Consider the following 16,512-nt stretch of genomic DNA (forward strand, 5'->3'; position numbering starts at 1 on the left):
CCTCCAGGCCGTTCGCGTCGAGTGCTTTGAGCGCCGGCTCCAGCGCATCGACCATGGTTCTATCGCCAATTCTGGCGCCGCCATAAAAGGTCATCCGTTCAAGGCCGGCAAGCAACGCTCTGGGCAGGCTCGCGCCGCCGCCCAGAGCCTGCGCCGCCGCCGTGAAGAAGATCGACAGCAGCACGCCGCTGGAGCCGCCCATCGACGCGCTCAGAATGTCGCCTATCGCGCCAAGGGTGGCTGCAGGCTCGGCAAGCGGCAGCGTGTCGAGCCGCTCGAGAACACTGCGCGCGCCGGTCGCCACCGTCGAACCGGTGTCGCCGTCGCCTGTTTTGGCGTCCAGTCCGTTCAAAGTCGCTTCGAGCGCGATCAGCCTTTCGCAGATGGTAACGAGAAGAGACCGGGTCCGCGCATCCTGGCTGGGCTTGCGTGCCACGCTTTGTCCGGCCGCTTTCGCCATCGGCACGACGGCAGGTGAAACAACCGGCTTTGCCGGTATCCAGGCATGCGGGCCGACCGGCGCCTGCAAGGCGGTTTCGCGCGCCGCATCCAGCCGGATCAGCGACAGCGAGAAGCCGTTCATGTTGAGCGCCGTCATCAGCGGGCCCGGCCCGATCGTCAGTTTGATGGTTTTGGCCAACGGCGAGGCAAGCACCGCATTGGCGATAACGGACATTTCCAGCGGCGGCACGGAGCCGAGATTGTTGATCAGCAAGGCGTAGGTGGCCTTGGGATCAAGCCGTGCCGCGAGGCGCTCCGCCATGATCGCCACCAGCCTGTCGGCGCTCTGCACCGCAATCCGCTCGACGCCCGGCTCGCCGTGAATGCCAAGGCCGAGTTCGCCATCGTTCTCGCCAAATCTGTCTTCGTGCGGCTGGCCCGGGATCGAGCAGGACGACAGCGACATGCCGAGCGAAACTATGTCCTTAGCCGCCGCCCGCGCCGCTGCCGCGATTTCAGCCAGATCGTGGCCGGCTTCCGACAGGTGGCCTGATATCTTGTGCACGAACAAGGTGCCGGCAACGCCGCGCGGCTGGGTGATGTCGGGCAAAGCGATATCGTCGGCGACAATGACCATCTCGACACGAAACCCTTCGGCGCGCGCCTTCTCTGCCGCCAGGCCGAAATTGAGACGGTCGCCGGTGTAGTTCTTGACGATCAGCAGGCAGCCGGCCGGGCCGGTGACCGCGCGAATGGCGGCCAGCACCGCTTCGACGCTTGGCGAGGCAAAGATCTCGCCCGAAACCGCCGCCGTCAGCATGCCCCTGCCGACGAAACCGGCATGTGAAGGCTCGTGCCCGGCCCCGCCGCCGGAGACGACACTGACTTTCGTCTTGTCCCAGTCGGCGCGCAGGACGACCTTGATCTCGGGATAGCCGTCGAGGCGCGCGAGATCGCCGGAGCCAATGGTTCGTAGCAGGCCGTCCAGCGCCTCGGTGACGATCGTTTCCCTGCGATTGAAAAAGTGCTTCATCGATTCGTCCCGTACTGGCAAAGTCAAAACCGGTGCTGAATCACCGAAAACCGCTCACATCAATCGCTGTCCATCGGCGCCGAAATACAGCGGCGCCCGGTAGCGGATCACCACTTTGTCGCCCTGCGCCAGATCCGTGTCGGGATCGGTCAGCGTCACCAGTTTCTTGGTGCCTACCGTCACATGCAAATGGTTCTGGTCACCGAGATGCTCGACCCAGTCGACAACGCCGTCAGCATGGCCATTCGCGGCCTTCGCGATCGTCAGATGCTCGGTGCGCGCGCCGATCGTCTTGGTGCCGGCCGGTGCGCCGCCGTCAGGCAGCAGCCCGGTCGGCAGAAGATTGATCGCCGGCTGGCCGAGCCTCGCCGCGACATGCAGGTTTGCCGGCTCTGAATAGATGGTGCGCGGCGAGCCGATCTGCACCAGCACGCCCTCGGTGAGGATGCCGATGCGGTCTGCCATCGTCATCGCCTCGATCTGGTCGTGGGTGACGTAAAGCATGGTGGCGCCGAGCTCGGTCTGGATGCGCTTCAGCTCGAGCCGCAGATCCGCCCGCAGCTTGGCGTCGAGCGATGACAGCGGCTCGTCCATCAGATAGATGGACGGTTTGTGCACCAGCGCGCGGCCGATGGCGACGCGCTGCATTTCGCCGCCCGAAAGCTTGGTCGAGCGGTTGGCGAGCTTGTGATGGATGCGCACCATCTTCGCCACCTCCTCGACCCGGCGGCGGATCTGGTCTTCCGGCATTTTCCGCGCCGGCGAGCGCAGCGGAAAGGCGAGATTGTCGAACACCGACAGATGCGGATAGAGCGAATATTGCTGGAAGACGAAGGCGGTGTCGCGCTCGGCCGGCGACAGCGTCGTGGCATTGTGTCCGCCGATCTCGATCGTGCCGCTGTCTGGCCGTTCCAACCCGGCGATGAGCCGCAGCGTCGTCGTCTTGCCGGCCCCGGTTGGCCCGAGCAGCACGACGAATTCACCATCTGCTATGTGCAGGTCGAGGCCGTCGACGGCGACATGGTCGCCGAAACTCTTGGTCACGTTCTTGATGTGCACCTCAGCCATGCTGGGCCCTCCGTTCCGAGGCGACATCGTGGATCGCGGTTCTCACCGCGCGGCCCGATCCCTTCTCGAACAGCGACAGCCGCGCGCTGCTCAGCGTCAGGCCGACATGGTCGCCGGTGGCGAGCCTGATTTCGGCCGGTACGCGTGCCTTGATGATGCCATCCGCCGTCTCCACCGCGACGATCTGCGTGGTGCCGAGATATTCGGTGCCGTAGATGGCGCCGCGCAATTTTGAGGCGTCGTCGAAGCGGATGTGTTCAGGGCGGATGCCGAGCGCCATGTCGCCAGGTGCGATGTCCTCGCGCACCTCCGGCACCGCGACCTTCGCGCCTTGCACGATGATCTCCCTGGCGCCCTTGGCGAGCCCGCCGCCAAATCCCAAAAAGTTCATCGGTGGCGAGCCGATGAAGTCGGCGACGAACATGGTCGCCGGGCGGTCATAGATTTCGCGCGGGCTTCCGAACTGCTCGATGACGCCATGGTTCATCACCGCGATCTTGTCGGCCATCGACATCGCTTCCATCTGGTCGTGCGTGACATAGACCGTCGTGGCATGGATGCGGTTGTGCAGTTCGCGCAGCTCGTGGACCATCAAATCGCGGAATTCGGTGTCAAGGGTTCCCAGCGGCTCATCCATCAGGAAGCATTTTGGCCGCCGCACGATGGCGCGGCCGAGCGCGACGCGCTGGCGGTCGCCGCCGGCAAGTCCGGAGACGGATTTGTTGAGCAGATGGTCGATGCGCAGCAGCTTCGCCGTTTCCTCGACCCGCGTGCGGATTTCGGCCGAAGGCATGCCTTGCGCCAGCAGCGGGAAGCCGATGTTCTTGCGCACATTCATGTGCGGATAGAGCGCGAACAGCTGGAAGACGAAGGCGATGTCGCGCTCGCGGGCCCGCAGCATGGTGACGTCGTCGCCGCCGAGCAGGATCTGGCCGCCGGTCGGCAGCTCAAGCCCCGCGATCATGCGCAAGGTCGTCGTCTTGCCGCAGCCGGACGGGCCGAGCATGACGAAGAACTCGCCATCCTCGACGACGAAGTTGGAATCCTGCACGGCGACGAAATCGCCGAAGGCCTTTCTCAGGTGCTGGACACGGATTTCGGCCATGATTATTCCGGGAATTTGGAGACGATGATGAACATCACGGTGCCGGCGAGCATGGTGATGAAGGAGTAGGTGTAGAGCGACAGCGCGAAGGGCTGGAACAGCATCAGGAAGCCGATGGCGATCAGCGCTGTCGCGATGTTTTCCATCAGCCCGCGCCGTGCCCAGGCCGGCCAGCGCGATTTGCGGTTCCCAGGCTTGGTCAAGCTCATTTGCGCACCGCGCCGAAGGTGATGCCGCGCAGCAATTGCTTGCGAAGCAGGATGGTGAAAACCAGGATCGGCACCAGGAAGATCGTCGTGCCGGCCGCGACCGCCGGCCAGTCCTGGCCGCCTTCGCCGATGATGGTCGGGATGAAGGGCGGCGCGGTCTGCGCCGTGCCGGAGGTCAGGAGAGCTGCGAACGCATACTCGTTCCAGGCGAAGATCAGGCAGAAGATGGCGGTCGCGGCTATGCCGGTCGTCGCCTGCGGCAGCACGGTGCGCCAGAAGGCCTGCAGCCGCGTGTAGCCGTCGATCATTGCCGCTTCTTCATATTCGCGCGGGATCTCGTCGATGAAGCCCTTCAGCAGCCAGACAGCCAGCGACACGTTGACCGCCGTATAGAGCAGGATCATGCCGAGCGCGGTGTCCGACAGGCCAAGCTCGCGGTACATCAGATAGATCGGAATGGCGACGGCGATCGGCGGCATGAAGCGCGTCGACAGGATGAAGAACAGGAGGTCGTCGGCGAGCGGCACCTTGAAGCGTGAGAAGCCGTAGGCCGACAGCGTGCCTAAGAACACGGCGCAGAAGGTCGAACCGAAGGCGATGATCAGCGAATTGACGAAGCGCGGCAGGAAGTTGGACGGACCGGCGATCACCATGTTGCGCTTGCGCGTGGTCTCGTCGCAGAAGCCCGTCGCCGGACCCAGCGAGTTGATGTATTCCGGCGTCTGCCGGGTCCGCGTCGTGAACAAATTGCAGTAGCCCTCAAGACTGGGCTGGAACAGGATCTTGGGCGGATAGGCAATCGAATCCGGCGGCGTCTTGAAGCTGGTGGCGAAGATCCACAGCAGCGGCACGATCGAGATCAGTGCGTAAAGCACGATGATCGTGCCGGCGATCCGTTTCGAGTTGCTGCTCGGTGCGACGACCGAATGGGCTGTGGTCAGGCTCATCTCTGCTTCACCTTGTTGAGCGCCTTGACGTAGATGTTGGCCAGGCCGAACACCGCCACGAAAAGGATGATGGCGAAGGCCGAGGAATAACCGGTGCGCCAGCTTTCGAAAGCCTGCCGCTTCAGCGTTATCGAGGCGACCTCGGTCGTCGAGCCCGGCCCGCCGCCGGTCAACAGATTGACCATGTCGAACATCTTGAAGTTCTCGATGCCGCGAAACAGCACCGCCAGCATGATGAAGGGCAGCGCCATCGGCAGCGTGATCGACCAGAACTGCCGCCAGTTCGAGGCGCGGTCGACCTCGGCCGCCTCGTAGATGTATTCGGGGATGGAGCGTAGGCCCGCGAGGCAGATCAGCATCACGTAGGGCGTCCACATCCAGGTATCGACGATGATGATCGACCAGGGCGCCAGCGACACGTTGGAGAGCATCTGAATATTGGTCGGCGGGATCCTCGTGACGAAGGAGATCGCATAGGCGAACAGGCCGATCTGCGGCTCATAGAGGAAGCGCCAGAAATTGCCGACTACCGCCGGCGACAGCATCATCGGCACCAGGATCAGCGTCGTCCAGAAGGCGTGGCCTCGGAACTTCCTGTCGATCAGCCAGGCCAGCGTGAAGCCGATCAGCGTCTGCAAAAGGATCGTCCAGAACACGAAATGCGCGGTCGTCTGCATGGCGATCCAGATGTCCTTGTCGCCGAGGATGCGCTGGTAGTTGGCAAGGCCGAGATTTTTCACCACCTCGTTCGGGCGGTTGGCCCGGTAGTTGGTGAACGACAGATAGATCGCCCAGAACAGCGGGAAGATGTTGATGGCCAGCAGCAACAGGATCGTCGGCGAGATGAACAGCCAGGCGAGGCCCTTGTCGCTGATGCCCCGGACCTTGCGGGCCAACGGTTCCGGGGTCGCCCGGGCAACGTTCTCCGCGGTCCGATTGAGCATGGTGAGTCCTGCTTCGGTCACTTGGTCGTCTCTGTCATGGAATTTATCTGAACTGCATCCCGTGCCAAGGGGCGGCACGGGATGCTTGGCTTAGCTCGGGAGGAGCTGGTTACATCTTGCCATCGTCCTGGAAGACCTGGGTCCAGTCCTTGACCAGGCCGTCGAGCGCATCCTTGGCCGAACCCTGGCCGGCGACGACATAGTCGTGGAAGCGTTTCTGCGAAGCCTGCAGCAGCGGGGCGTAGCTCGGCTCGGCCCAGAAGTCCTTCACGATGGCCATCGAGTCGAGGAAGGTCTGCGCATAGGGCTGGCTGGCCGGGAACTTCGGATCCTTGACCACCGCGTTGAGGCACGAATAGCCGCCGAGCGACCACCATTTGGCCTGCACGTCCTTGTTGGCGAACCACTTGATGTATTTCAGCGCCGCCTCCTGCTTGTCGGAATAGGACACCACGGAGATACCCTGGCCGCCGAGCTGGGCGAACTGCTCGCCGTCGGGACCCTTCGGGTTGACGAAGTAACCGATCTTGTCGCCGCCGACATTCTCGTCCTTCTGCAGGCCCGGCCATGTGAAGGCGAAGTTCATGTGCATCGCCACCTGGCCGGATTTGAAGGCATCGACGCCTTCGCCCATGTAGCTGTTCGAGGCACCGGGCGGCGTGCAGCAATCATAGAGCGCCTTGTAGAACTCCAGCCCCTTGACCGACTTGTCGGAGTTGACGAAGCCTTCCATTTCATAGGGCTTCTTGGGGTTTTCGTATTGGAAGCCATAGCTGTAGAGCACGTCCATGGCGCCCATGGTGATGCCTTCGGAGCCGCGCTCGGTGTAGATCGAGGCGCCATAGACGGTCTTGCCGTCGATCTCGCGCTTCTGGAAGAACTCGGCGACCTGCTTCAACTGGTCGAAAGTGGTTGGCGGGCCGAGGTCCCAACCGTACTTCTCCTTGAATTCCTTCTGCAGCTCCGGCTTGGAGAACCAGTCCTTGCGGTAGGTCCAGCCGACGACGTCGCCCATGGCCGGCAGCGCCCAGTAGTTCGGCGTGTTCTTCGGCCATTCCGAATAGCCGACGACGGTTGCCGGCACGAAATCGTCCATGCTGATCTTCTCCTTGTCGAAGAAGTCGTTCAGCTTGACGTAATGGCCGTTCTCGGCAGCGCCGCCGATCCACTGGCTGTCGCCGATGATCAGGTCGCACAATTTGCCGTGCGAGTTGAGCTCGTTGAGGAAACGGTCGGCATAGTTGGTCCACGGCACGAACTCGAATTTCATGCCGATACCGGTTTCCTTGGTAAAATCCTTGGACAGTTCGACAAGCGCGTTGGCCGGGTCCCAGGCGGCCCAGCACAGGGTCAGGTCTTCAGCGTGCGCGACGTTCGCGACGGCTGTCGACGCTGTGATTGCCGAGGTCAGTCCCAACGCCAGTTTCAAGCTCGATTTCATGACTTCCTCCCATTTGCGAAACGCGCCCGGATGACGGTTTCAAAAAGCCCTCAACCCCTCTCCTCAGGGGCCCAAACATGGCGGCGCGGTTGCGCTGCAGATGTTTAGTAATTTGTTTAGTGATGCAATTTTTACTAAACAAGGCAAGCGAATTCGTTGCTGCGCCGCAGCATGCTTATGGCGATGTCTGAAAACGTTGGGAAAAGCGCGGGTCGCTGGCTGGTTTACCGAAGCTGTTCAGGCCGATTCTGACCGGGACGTGGGGCAGCCTCGGCTTTCAATCTACCCTTCTGGTGCTCACCATCACCTTGCGGATCGCCGGCGCCGGCGGCAGCAGCGCGCGGATATCGGCGAACGGGAACGACGGTTCGGAACGGAAGGCTTCGGCCGATGAGCCTTGCGCGCCGTTGCACTGGCCGGCGCGAAAGGCGTTCTGTGTCCGCGCAATGTCGACGAAGCGGTCGGGATCCTGCGATTGATGCATGCGGATCGCCTCGGCCTTGACGTCGGCATGGGCGGAAATGTCGACATAGTGCGTCGGCGAGAAACCGGTGCCGCCCATCGTGTCGGCATGCAGCACTGGGACGGCGAAAGACGCCGCGATACGAACGCCGTCCGACAGCGCGCGATGGTCTGCATGATAATCGTTGGGCGCATGCGTGATCACCAGATCCGGGCCGATTTGACCGATCAGTGCTTTCAGAGCTCCAATCAGCGCTGCATCGGCCACCAGCTCGCCGTCCGGGAAGTCGAGGAAGCGTGGCACTGCGCCTACCAGCGCGGCCGCGGCCGTTGCTTCGTCGCGACGGACACGAGCGAGAACAGCGGGATCACTTGTGCCGCCCCTGGCACCATCGGTGGCCATGGCAAAAGTGAGTTCTGCGCCTTGCGCAGCATAGGCGGCCATCGTACCGAACATGAAGATCTCGATGTCGTCCGGATGCGCACCGAGCGCCAGGATTTTCAAACCACTCTCTCCCCGGAATTGGAACAACGTGACGAACGGAATCCTGCTCGCCCTGATCGCCTACGCAAGCTATTCGGGTAGCGATGCCGTTGTCAAAAGCCTGGGCGGTCAGCTCACGATCTTCGAGATCGGCTTTTTCATAACCTTGTTCGCGGGCTTCTTCCTGTTCTTCACGCGGCCCGCGGGCGAACGCTGGCGCGATTTCTGGCGCACCAGAAGGCCATGGGCGGTGCAGGCGCGTGCCTGGGCGGGCATCGCTTCCGGCGTGCTCAGTGTCTACGCCTTCACCACCATTCCGCTGGCCGAGTCCTATGCGTTGATATTCCTGGCGCCGCTCTGCGTCACCATTCTCTCCACGGTGATCCTCAAGGAGAAGGTCGGCCCCTGGCGCTGGCTGGCAGTGGTCGCCGGTTTCGCCGGTGTCATGCTGGTGGTGCGGCCGGGCTTTCGCGAGCTCAATCTCGGCCACCTTGCCGCCTTCGGTGTTGCCTTCCTCGCCGCCACCAGCGTCATCCTGATGCGCTCGCTGGCGCAGCAGGAAAAGCGCACCACCATGCTCGGCGTGCTGGTCGGCTACGGCCTGCTGTTCAACGGCATCGGTGCCGCCGCCACCTCGTTCACCGTTCCCGACGGCAAGCAGTTGCTGTGGTTGGCGGCGGCCGGTGCCTTCACAGCAGGTGGACAATTCCTTCAACTGCTGGCCATGAAATACGCGCCTGCCAACCGGGTCGCGCCGACGCATTATTCGCAGATCGCCTGGGCGGTGATCCTCGGCGCGTTGTTTTTCCAGGAATATCCGGACGGGCTGTCGCTGGTTGGCCTGGCGGTCGTTGGCGGCGCCGGCCTGTTGACCATGGTGCGTGAGGAAGCGCGGCTGGGGACCGTGCGCTGGAACCCGTTTTCGCGTACCCGGCTTTGAACCGACTCTGGTTGCGCCGTGGCCGTAACCGCTGATATGCGGGCGCCATGACCACAAAACCCCTGCCGGAGCTTCCTGTGTCCGTCGTGCTGCCGGCGCTGAGGGAAGCGCTTGGCGATGGCAACAGCGCCGTGCTGGTGGCGCCGCCCGGCGCTGGCAAGACCACGCTGGTGCCGCTGGCGCTGCTTGACGCGCCTTGGCTCGGCGCCGGCAAGATCATCCTGCTTGAACCGCGCCGCCTCGCCGCTCGCGCCGCCGCTCGCCGGATGGCTGAGTTGCTTGGTGAGGAACCCGGCGCCACCGTCGGCTACGCCATGCGCATGGAAAACCGCATTTCGGCAAAGACCAGGATCGTGGTCGTCACCGAAGGCGTGCTGGCGCGCATGATCCTCGACGATCCCGAACTGCCCGGTGTTTCGGCTGTCATTTTCGACGAATTCCACGAGCGTTCGCTCGACGGCGATTTCGGTCTCGCTCTGGCGCTCGACGTGCAGGGGGCGCTCAGGCCGGATCTGCGCTTGGCTGTGATGTCGGCGACGCTCGACGGCGCGCGCGTCGCCAAACTCATGTCGGGCGCGCCGGTCGTCGAAAGCGAGGGTCGCGCCTTTCCCGTCGATATCCGTTATGACGAACGGCCGGCCGGCATCGCCATCGAGGACGCGATGGCCAAGGCGATCCGCGCCGCCCTTGCCGACGAGAGCGGCAGCGTCCTTGCCTTCCTGCCCGGCCAGCGCGAGATCGAGCGCACCGCCGAACGGCTGGCCGGCAAGGTCGGCACCGATACCGACATCGTCCCGCTCTACGGCATGCTGGACGGCAAGGCGCAGGACGCGGCGATCAAGCCGCCGCCGGCGGGCCGCCGCAAGGTGGTGCTGGCCACCTCGATAGCCGAAACCTCGATCACCATCGACGGCGTGCGCGTCGTCATCGATTCCGGCCTGTCGCGGCTGCCGCGCTATGAGCCGGCCAGTGGCTTGACCCGACTGGAGACCGTGCGTGTCAGCAAGGCTTCCGCCGACCAGCGCGCCGGCCGTGCCGGGCGCACGCAGCCAGGCGTCGCCATCCGGCTGTGGCGGGCCGAGCAAACGGCTGCACTTCCCGCTTTCACGCCGCCGGAAATCCTTGAGGCCGATCTGTCCGGACTGCTGCTCGATTGTGCTGCCTTCGGCGTTGCCGATCCGTCAGCGCTTGCTTTTCTCGATCCGCCACCTGTTCCGGCCCTCAATGAGGCAAGGGGGCTACTGCGCGCGCTGGATGCCATCGACGAGACGGGGCGCCTGACGGAAGCGGGTGCAGCGATGCGCAAGCTCGCTCTGCCGGTGCGGTTGGCGCATATGGTTGCCGAGGCAGCCGGCAGCGGCCATGCCTTCGAGGCGGCAATGTTCGCCGTGCTGCTTACCGAACGCGGCCTCGGTGGCCTCGGCGCCGATCTGGAGCGGCGGCTGATGCGTTTTCGCGGGGAAAGATCTCCGCGCGCTACCGCCGCCAAGCAGCTCGCCGAAAGGCTGGCAAGGCAGGCTGGCGGAGCAAAGGGCAGCGAAGCTGCGGCGGGCGGTCCCCTGCTCGTGCACGCCTGGCCGGATCGGGTGGCGAAGGCGCGCGGCGAGCGCGGCCGTTTCGTGCTGGCCAACGGCTCCGGCGCCATGCTCGACGCCGCCGACCCGCTGGCGGGCGAGCCGTTTCTGGTCGTCGCCGACCTGCAGGGCAAGGCACAGAATGCGCGCATCACGGCGGCAGCGGCGATCGGCGAGGACGATGTCCGTGTCGCGTTGGCGGACAGGATCGAGGCGCGCCGTGAAACGAGCTTCGATCGGGACAAGCGCGCCGTGCGTGTACGTGAAACCGTGCGCCTTGGCGCCATCACGCTCGCCGAGCGCATGCTGCCGCCGCCAACGGGGGCCGACGCCGACCGCGCCGTCCTCGATGCCGTGCGCCAGCACGGGCTGTCGCTGCTGACCTGGAGCAAGGAGGCGCAAACGCTGCGCCAGCGGCTTGGCTGGCTGCATCGCGGCCTGGGCGCGCCATGGCCCGATATGGCGGATGACGCCCTCGTCGAGCGCCTCGACGACTGGCTGCTGCCTTACCTCGCCGGCGCGGCATCGTTTGCCGCCATCGATGCAGGCGTTGTCTCGGCCGGGCTGGCCAGCCTCGTGCCGCATGATCTGCAGCGCAGGATCGATACGCTGGCGCCGACCCATTTCGACGCTCCGTCCGGCAGCCATGTGCCTATCCGCTATGACGGCGAATGGCCGGTGCTGGCGATTCGCGTACAGGAGCTGTTCGGCCTCGACCGCCATCCTTCGATCGCCAATGGCACTGTGCCGCTGACGCTCGAACTCCTGTCGCCGGCGCACCGGCCGATCCAGACGACGCGCGACCTGCCCGGCTTCTGGCGCGGCTCCTGGACCGACGTGCGCGCCGACATGCGCGGCCGCTATCCCAAGCATGTCTGGCCGGAAAACCCGCTGCTCGCCGCCGCCACCGCCCGGGCCAAGCCGCGCGGGACCTAGCCTTTGGAGCTTCGCGGCTGTAATTCATGGCCATGATCAACGTTTTGCGTTCGCCCGATTTCCAGCAGAGCCAGAGACTGCGCCTCAACACGCTAATCCGGTTGCGATGGCTTGCCATTGTCGGTCAGAGCCTGGCGGTGCTCGTCGTCGCCTATGGGCTGAAGTTTCCGCTGCCGGTCAGCCTCTGCTTTGCCCTGATCGCCTGTTCGGCCTGGATGAACCTGTTTCTCGCCTTTCGCTTTCCGGCGGCACACCGGCTCACGCCGCTTGCGGCCTTCGGCATCCTCATCTTCGACAGCCTGCAGCTTGCCGGCCTGCTCTACATGACCGGCGGCCTCACCAATCCGTTCTCGCTGCTGATGACCGTGCCTGTCGTCATTTCGGCGACATCGCTGCCCCTGCGCCTGACTGCCATCCTCGGCGGGCTGGTCATGTCGGCGGCGACCTTTCTGGCCTTTGTCCATCCGCCGCTGCCCTGGCATGAGGATGCGCCGCTGGCCATGCCTTTTCTCTATGTCGCCGGCATGTGGATGGCGGTGCTGTCCTCGATCGCCTTCACCGCCATATATGCTTTTCGGGTGGCAGCCGAAGCCCGGCTTCTGGCCAATGCGCTCGCCGCAACAGAGCTGGTGCTGCAGCGCGAGCAACACCTTTCGGCGCTCGACGGGCTGGCCGCCGCGGCCGCGCACGAGCTCGGCACGCCGCTCGCCACCATCGCGCTTGTCGCCAAGGAGATGGAAAAGGCGCTCGGCAAGGATCCGAAATATGGGGAAGACGTGACGCTGTTGCGTTCGCAGAGCGAGCGTTGCCGCGAGATTCTCAAGCGGCTGACCAGCCTGTCCTCGGAGGGTGAGGCGCATCTTTCGCGGCTGCCATTGACATCGCTGGTCGAGGAGGTCACCGCGCCGCACCGGGACTTCGGCATCTCGATCAAGCTTCGGCCCGGCGAACGCATCGGCCCCGAGCCGGTCGGGCAGCGCAATCCGGGCGTCATCTACGGCCTCGGCAACCTGGTCGAGAACGCGGTCGATTTCGCCCGCAAAAGCGTCACCGTGCGCTGGAGCTGGGACGAGGCCACCGTCACCTTCTCGATCGTCGATGACGGCCCCGGTTTTCCGGCCGAGATCATCGACCGCATCGGCGAGCCCTATATGTCGACGCGCCAGGGCAATGAAACCGGCGGTGGTCTGGGCCTCGGCCTGTTCATCGCCAAGACCCTGCTCGAACGCTCTGGTGCCGTGCTCGATTTCCGCAATTCGGGTGGCCTGGGCGAGGGCGCCATGGTCCAGATATCGTGGCCGCGTGGTGTGTTCCTCAATCCGGAAATCACTTCGGCCAGCATGTTCGACACTGCCTGAGAGCCTTGAAGGACCTCTAAAAATTGGACAAGGAGGCTCAGGAACTATATTTGCGTAAAATTAAGGCAGCAGGAATTTTGAGACTATGACAGGCGACGAGAATATTGGCGCAATGGTTGAAGGCGAGGACACCTCGCTGCTTGTCGTCGATGACGACAAGCCGTTCCTCACGCGTCTGGCCCGCGCCATGGAAGCCAGGGGCTTCGTGGTCGAGACGGCCGAGAGCGTCGAGGAGGCGGTTGCCAAGGCGCGCGCCAATCCGCCCGCCTACGCCGTGGTCGACATGCGGCTCGGCGACGGCAACGGCCTCGACGTGGTCGCGGCCATCCGCGAAAAGCGCGAGGATTCCCGCACCATCATCCTGACCGGCTATGGCAACATCGCCACCGCGGTGACCGCGGTGAAGCTCGGTGCGGTCGATTATCTCTCCAAGCCCGCCGACGCCGATGATATCTTCGCCGCACTCACCCGCACCGCCGGCGAGCGCGCGGCGCCGCCGGAAAACCCGATGTCGGCCGACCGCGTCCGATGGGAGCATATCCAGCGCGTCTATGAGATGTGCGAGCGCAACGTCTCCGAGACAGCGCGCCGGCTCAACATGCACCGTCGCACCTTGCAGCGCATACTGGCAAAGCGCGCGCCGCGTTAAGGCCACCGTTTGCCATCTTGCCGATTGAAACCCGCCGAAACAGGCGGCATGACGGAGGCGACATGCAGGATCTGAAGCAGCGGCCGATTTCCGTCTTCCGCGAATTTCTCGATAGCGAAGCGGCCGGCGGCATCATCCTGATGGCGGCGGCGGCACTTGCGTTGATCGTCGCCAACTCGCCGCTCGCCGAAACCTATTTCTCCGTGCTCCACGCCTATCTCGGCCCGCTCAGCGTCTCGCACTGGGTCAATGACGGGCTGATGGCGGTGTTCTTCCTGCTCGTCGGGCTGGAGATCAAGCGCGAGATGCTGGACGGCCAGCTCTCCACCTGGCCTCGGCGCGTGCTGCCCGGCATCGCCGCCGCCGGCGGCATGCTGGTTCCGGCACTCGTCTATGTCGCCGTCAACCGCAACAATGCGGCCGCCCTGTCCGGCTGGGCGATCCCGACCGCCACCGACATAGCTTTTGCGCTCGGCGTGCTGTCGCTGCTCGGCAGCCGCGTGCCGGCTTCGCTGAAGGTGTTCCTCACAGCATTGGCCATCATCGACGACCTCGGTGCCGTCATCATCATCGCCATCTTCTACACCAGCGGCTTGTCGCTGGCTTATCTGGGTGCCGCCTTCGCAATCATTGCCGCGCTTGTCGTGCTCAACCGCATGCGGGTGATGACGCTTGTGCCCTATCTCGTTCTGGGCGTCGTCCTGTGGGTTCTGGTGCTGAAATCTGGCGTCCATGCAACGCTTGCCGGCGTGGCGCTGGCGCTGACCATCCCGCTTGAGCGCTCCGCCGGGATCGGTCACGATCTGGACCGTTCGCCGCTGCACCGGCTCGAGCACGGCCTGCACAAGATTGTGGCTTTCGTCGTCATCCCGATCTTCGGCTTTGCCAATGCCGGCGTTTCGCTCGCCGGCCTGAGCTTTGGCGCGCTGATCGAGCCGTTGACGCTGGGTGTCGCCGCCGGCCTGGTGGTCGGCAAGCTGGTCGGCGTGTTCGGCTCCTCGGCACTTGCCATCAGGCTCGGTCTTGCCGACCTACCCGCCAATGCCGGCTGGACGCACATGATCGGCATATCGCTGCTGTGCGGCATCGGCTTCACCATGAGCCTGTTCATCGGCCTGCTCGCCTTCGCCGGCGACGTGGCGCTGCAGGACGCGGTCAAGGTCGGCATCCTCGCCGGCTCCTTCATCGCCGCCATCCTGGGCGCTGCCGTGCTGCTCATGGCGTCCGCTAGGGGTGGCGTGGAGGACGGCGAAGAGGAGAGCCGGCCATAGACTGAAGGACGCCGCTACTCGCTCTCACCCTCCAGCGCCGGCACCGACACGCCGGCAAGCTCCGCCGCCAGCAGCCGCGAAGCGCCGGCCCGCGCGATCCGCAGCATCAGCGCCTTGCGCGTTGCCGCTGCCATGCGGTGCTCGGGCGCATCGCGCAGGATCTCGGCGCCATAGCCGTCGGAAAGGATGAAGCCGCATTCGTGCGGGAAGATCTCCGAGGGTACGCCGGGATGGGTGGCGAAGAAGAAGCGGTCGGAATGCAGCCGGTAGTCGGGCCATTTGCGGTCGACCCTGAAATCCTCGATCGAGGATTTGATCTCGATGATCCAGATATCGCCCTGCCGGGTCAAAGCGACGAGGTCGGCACGGCGGCCGGTGGCCAGCGACAGTTCGGGCAAGACATGCGCGCCCATATCCATGAGCAGCCGCTGCACACCGCGCCGCACCAGCATGGCGCGTTCGGACTGGCGACCGTCGATGAGAGGGTTGATTGGGATGGGCGAGATGATCGGCATGCCAGGCACCATGCCAGATTCTGTTCACGGTTTGAACCTGTTTTATGCAGGCGATTGTATATTCGATATACCCGGATATACCCAAAAGAAGTCAGGCATTGATCCTTGAAAGATTGAGCTTGTGGTGCACACCATCGTTCTCATGGGGACGGGCGGCACAAAATTGAACAGCACTGATGGTGAACAACTGTGGGCCTTTGACCTTGATGCTCTGCGCAAGGCTTTCAGAAAGTCCGTTCAGGAGCATAAAGTCACCACGGCTGATTGGGCGGAGCACGCCAAGCAGTTCCTGGAAAAACAGAGAGATCGTCAGCGCAAATCGACTTGATATGCTGCGCCGGTCAATTTCCATTTGGTAACTTTAAGATAGCAGCGAAAAAGTCTTTGCGCGTCACCAACCAAAGTCAGATGCAACCGCTTTGGTTCCGCGAATTCCGAATGGCATAAGCAGGGAGACGTCACTTCGACACTTTCGTGAAGTGCGCACCCCATCTGCGGGTGATGCATGGCTTTATGTAAATTAGCTAAAGCGAATATAAGAGAAAAGTGATATTTTGGAAGCAGCCGGGGCTCCCCCAATACACCCCGCTCCGGTCAGGCCCGGTGGCGGTCCACCCAAAGGAAGGCTACCGGGCCGATCCCTGCAACCAACCGGTGATCCGCTCGTTGATCCCATGCCGGGTTGATCCCCCGGCACTCCAGGACCTGCCCGCTGCCGAGGGGCGGCGGGCCTTTTTTTGCCGATTGATTGAAGCCCGCAGCGATAGCGAAGGCCCCGGCGGGCGCCGGGACCTTCGCGTTGCTGGTCTCGTCAGAAGTGGATCCAGAAGGATCTGCGGAAACATCTGCGGCGCCAATAGCCATGGCGCCAATAGCGACGGCAGACCCGCCTCCACCCGCGTCGGCGACGGCGGCGGTGCCATCTGCGGTGCCGCACCAACTCGACGCCATCCTGGACACCGGGACCATCCGGGTCGAGAATATCGTCGGACGGTTTGTCGAGCTCGTCGAGAATGCCGGGCCCCGTATTCGGGATGCCGGCCAAGGCGGTGGCAGGACGCGCGATTGCGACGACGGTCGCAGCCCCTGCCAGCCCAAGCATTCCAGTCAGAAACAATCGCCGATCCATGCCAAC

General features: G+C 63.9%; 16 protein-coding genes. 6 read left to right on the plus strand and 10 right to left on the minus strand.

The genetic code is table 11. The features are described 5' to 3' along the window. The 8 genes from ENZ75_RS03520 to ENZ75_RS03555 all read right to left on the minus strand — a co-directional run. A partial coding sequence (locus ENZ75_RS03520; RefSeq protein ID WP_128277894.1) for a dihydroxyacetone kinase subunit DhaK occupies window positions 1-1,474 on the minus strand: 1,474 nt, incomplete at its 3' end. 54 nt (window positions 1,475-1,528) lie between these two features. Continuing rightward, window positions 1,529-2,542: an ABC transporter ATP-binding protein gene (locus ENZ75_RS03525; RefSeq protein ID WP_063169896.1), complete on the minus strand. Its 1,014-nt coding sequence runs from the start codon at window positions 2,540-2,542 to the stop codon at window positions 1,529-1,531. Continuing rightward, the gene (locus ENZ75_RS03530; RefSeq protein WP_013528081.1) at window positions 2,535-3,647 is read right to left on the minus strand and encodes an ABC transporter ATP-binding protein; all 1,113 of its coding nucleotides are present in this window, start codon (window positions 3,645-3,647) and stop codon (window positions 2,535-2,537) included. The genes ENZ75_RS03525 and ENZ75_RS03530 overlap by 8 nt, the downstream gene beginning before the upstream one ends. Before the next feature lie 2 nt (window positions 3,648-3,649). Continuing rightward, window positions 3,650-3,856, minus strand: a complete 207-nt coding sequence (locus ENZ75_RS03535; RefSeq protein WP_013528080.1) for a hypothetical protein — start codon at window positions 3,854-3,856, stop codon at window positions 3,650-3,652. After that, on the minus strand, window positions 3,853-4,803 hold the full coding sequence (locus ENZ75_RS03540) for a carbohydrate ABC transporter permease (protein WP_013528079.1): 951 nt from the start codon (window positions 4,801-4,803) through the stop codon (window positions 3,853-3,855). The genes ENZ75_RS03535 and ENZ75_RS03540 overlap by 4 nt, the downstream gene beginning before the upstream one ends. Then, window positions 4,800-5,747 (minus strand): sugar ABC transporter permease, encoded by a 948-nt coding sequence (locus ENZ75_RS03545; RefSeq protein ID WP_063169897.1) that lies wholly within the window; start codon window positions 5,745-5,747, stop codon window positions 4,800-4,802. The genes ENZ75_RS03540 and ENZ75_RS03545 overlap by 4 nt, the downstream gene beginning before the upstream one ends. A 109-nt stretch (window positions 5,748-5,856) precedes the next feature. Next, window positions 5,857-7,188, minus strand: coding sequence for an ABC transporter substrate-binding protein (locus ENZ75_RS03550; RefSeq protein WP_027164284.1), 1,332 nt, complete (start codon window positions 7,186-7,188; stop codon window positions 5,857-5,859). Window positions 7,189-7,465: 277 nt separating this feature from the next. Then, window positions 7,466-8,155, minus strand: a complete 690-nt coding sequence (locus tag ENZ75_RS03555) for a PIG-L deacetylase family protein (protein WP_128277895.1) — start codon at window positions 8,153-8,155, stop codon at window positions 7,466-7,468. A gap of 28 nt (window positions 8,156-8,183) precedes the next feature. On the opposite strand from ENZ75_RS03555, the gene ENZ75_RS03560 reads away from it, so the two are divergent. The 5 genes from ENZ75_RS03560 (at window position 8,184) to nhaA (ending at window position 14,862) form a co-directional block, all read left to right on the plus strand. Beyond that, window positions 8,184-9,074, plus strand: coding sequence for a DMT family transporter (locus ENZ75_RS03560; protein WP_063169899.1), 891 nt, complete (start codon window positions 8,184-8,186; stop codon window positions 9,072-9,074). 47 nt (window positions 9,075-9,121) lie between these two features. Next, window positions 9,122-11,584 carry an ATP-dependent helicase HrpB gene (gene hrpB / locus ENZ75_RS03565; protein WP_063169900.1) on the plus strand — a complete coding sequence of 821 codons (2,463 nt, stop codon included), beginning with the start codon at window positions 9,122-9,124 and terminating at the stop codon, window positions 11,582-11,584. Window positions 11,585-11,610: 26 nt separating this feature from the next. Beyond that, window positions 11,611-12,942, plus strand: a complete 1,332-nt coding sequence (locus tag ENZ75_RS03570) for an ActS/PrrB/RegB family redox-sensitive histidine kinase (RefSeq protein WP_128277897.1) — start codon at window positions 11,611-11,613, stop codon at window positions 12,940-12,942. Window positions 12,943-13,027: 85 nt separating this feature from the next. Beyond that, entirely contained in the window at window positions 13,028-13,591 is a 564-nt protein-coding gene (locus ENZ75_RS03575; protein WP_013528072.1) for an ActR/PrrA/RegA family redox response regulator transcription factor, read from the plus strand. 62 nt (window positions 13,592-13,653) lie between these two features. Next, a complete protein-coding gene (nhaA, locus tag ENZ75_RS03580) occupies window positions 13,654-14,862 on the plus strand; it encodes a Na+/H+ antiporter NhaA (protein ID WP_063169902.1) in 1,209 nt (402 codons plus the stop codon). A gap of 14 nt (window positions 14,863-14,876) precedes the next feature. On the opposite strand, the gene ENZ75_RS03585 is transcribed toward nhaA, so the two are convergent. Together ENZ75_RS03585 and ENZ75_RS03590 are read right to left on the minus strand one after the other, a co-directional pair. Further along, window positions 14,877-15,377 (minus strand): MmcB family DNA repair protein, encoded by a 501-nt coding sequence (locus ENZ75_RS03585; RefSeq protein ID WP_050596417.1) that lies wholly within the window; start codon window positions 15,375-15,377, stop codon window positions 14,877-14,879. A 91-nt stretch (window positions 15,378-15,468) separates the two neighbouring features. Then, the gene (locus tag ENZ75_RS03590; protein WP_127219059.1) at window positions 15,469-15,729 is read right to left on the minus strand and encodes a hypothetical protein; all 261 of its coding nucleotides are present in this window, start codon (window positions 15,727-15,729) and stop codon (window positions 15,469-15,471) included. Between the two features lie 510 nt (window positions 15,730-16,239). On the opposite strand from ENZ75_RS03590, the gene ENZ75_RS34560 reads away from it, so the two are divergent. Next, window positions 16,240-16,512: hypothetical protein (locus ENZ75_RS34560; protein ID WP_206617011.1), on the plus strand; the 273-nt coding region annotated here is incomplete at its 3' end.

This window comes from Mesorhizobium sp. M7A.F.Ca.CA.002.04.1.1, from assembly GCF_004022805.1.
GTDB lineage: Bacteria > Pseudomonadota > Alphaproteobacteria > Rhizobiales > Rhizobiaceae > Mesorhizobium > Mesorhizobium ciceri.

Coding starts and splice junctions, on each gene's coding strand:
- hrpB (WP_063169900.1), top strand. CDS start 9,122: ATGACCACAAAACCCCTGCCGGAGCTTCCTGTGTCCGTCGTGCTGCCG.
- ENZ75_RS03550 (WP_027164284.1), bottom strand. CDS start 7,188: ATGAAATCGAGCTTGAAACTGGCGTTGGGACTGACCTCGGCAATCACA.
- ENZ75_RS03540 (WP_013528079.1), bottom strand. CDS start 4,803: ATGAGCCTGACCACAGCCCATTCGGTCGTCGCACCGAGCAGCAACTCG.
- ENZ75_RS03535 (WP_013528080.1), bottom strand. CDS start 3,856: ATGAGCTTGACCAAGCCTGGGAACCGCAAATCGCGCTGGCCGGCCTGG.
- ENZ75_RS03585 (WP_050596417.1), bottom strand. CDS start 15,377: ATGCCGATCATCTCGCCCATCCCAATCAACCCTCTCATCGACGGTCGC.
- ENZ75_RS03530 (WP_013528081.1), bottom strand. CDS start 3,647: ATGGCCGAAATCCGTGTCCAGCACCTGAGAAAGGCCTTCGGCGATTTC.
- nhaA (WP_063169902.1), top strand. CDS start 13,654: ATGCAGGATCTGAAGCAGCGGCCGATTTCCGTCTTCCGCGAATTTCTC.
- ENZ75_RS03545 (WP_063169897.1), bottom strand. CDS start 5,747: ATGCTCAATCGGACCGCGGAGAACGTTGCCCGGGCGACCCCGGAACCG.
- ENZ75_RS03590 (WP_127219059.1), bottom strand. CDS start 15,729: ATGGAAATTGACCGGCGCAGCATATCAAGTCGATTTGCGCTGACGATC.
- ENZ75_RS03525 (WP_063169896.1), bottom strand. CDS start 2,542: ATGGCTGAGGTGCACATCAAGAACGTGACCAAGAGTTTCGGCGACCAT.
- ENZ75_RS03575 (WP_013528072.1), top strand. CDS start 13,028: ATGACAGGCGACGAGAATATTGGCGCAATGGTTGAAGGCGAGGACACC.
- ENZ75_RS03570 (WP_128277897.1), top strand. CDS start 11,611: ATGGCCATGATCAACGTTTTGCGTTCGCCCGATTTCCAGCAGAGCCAG.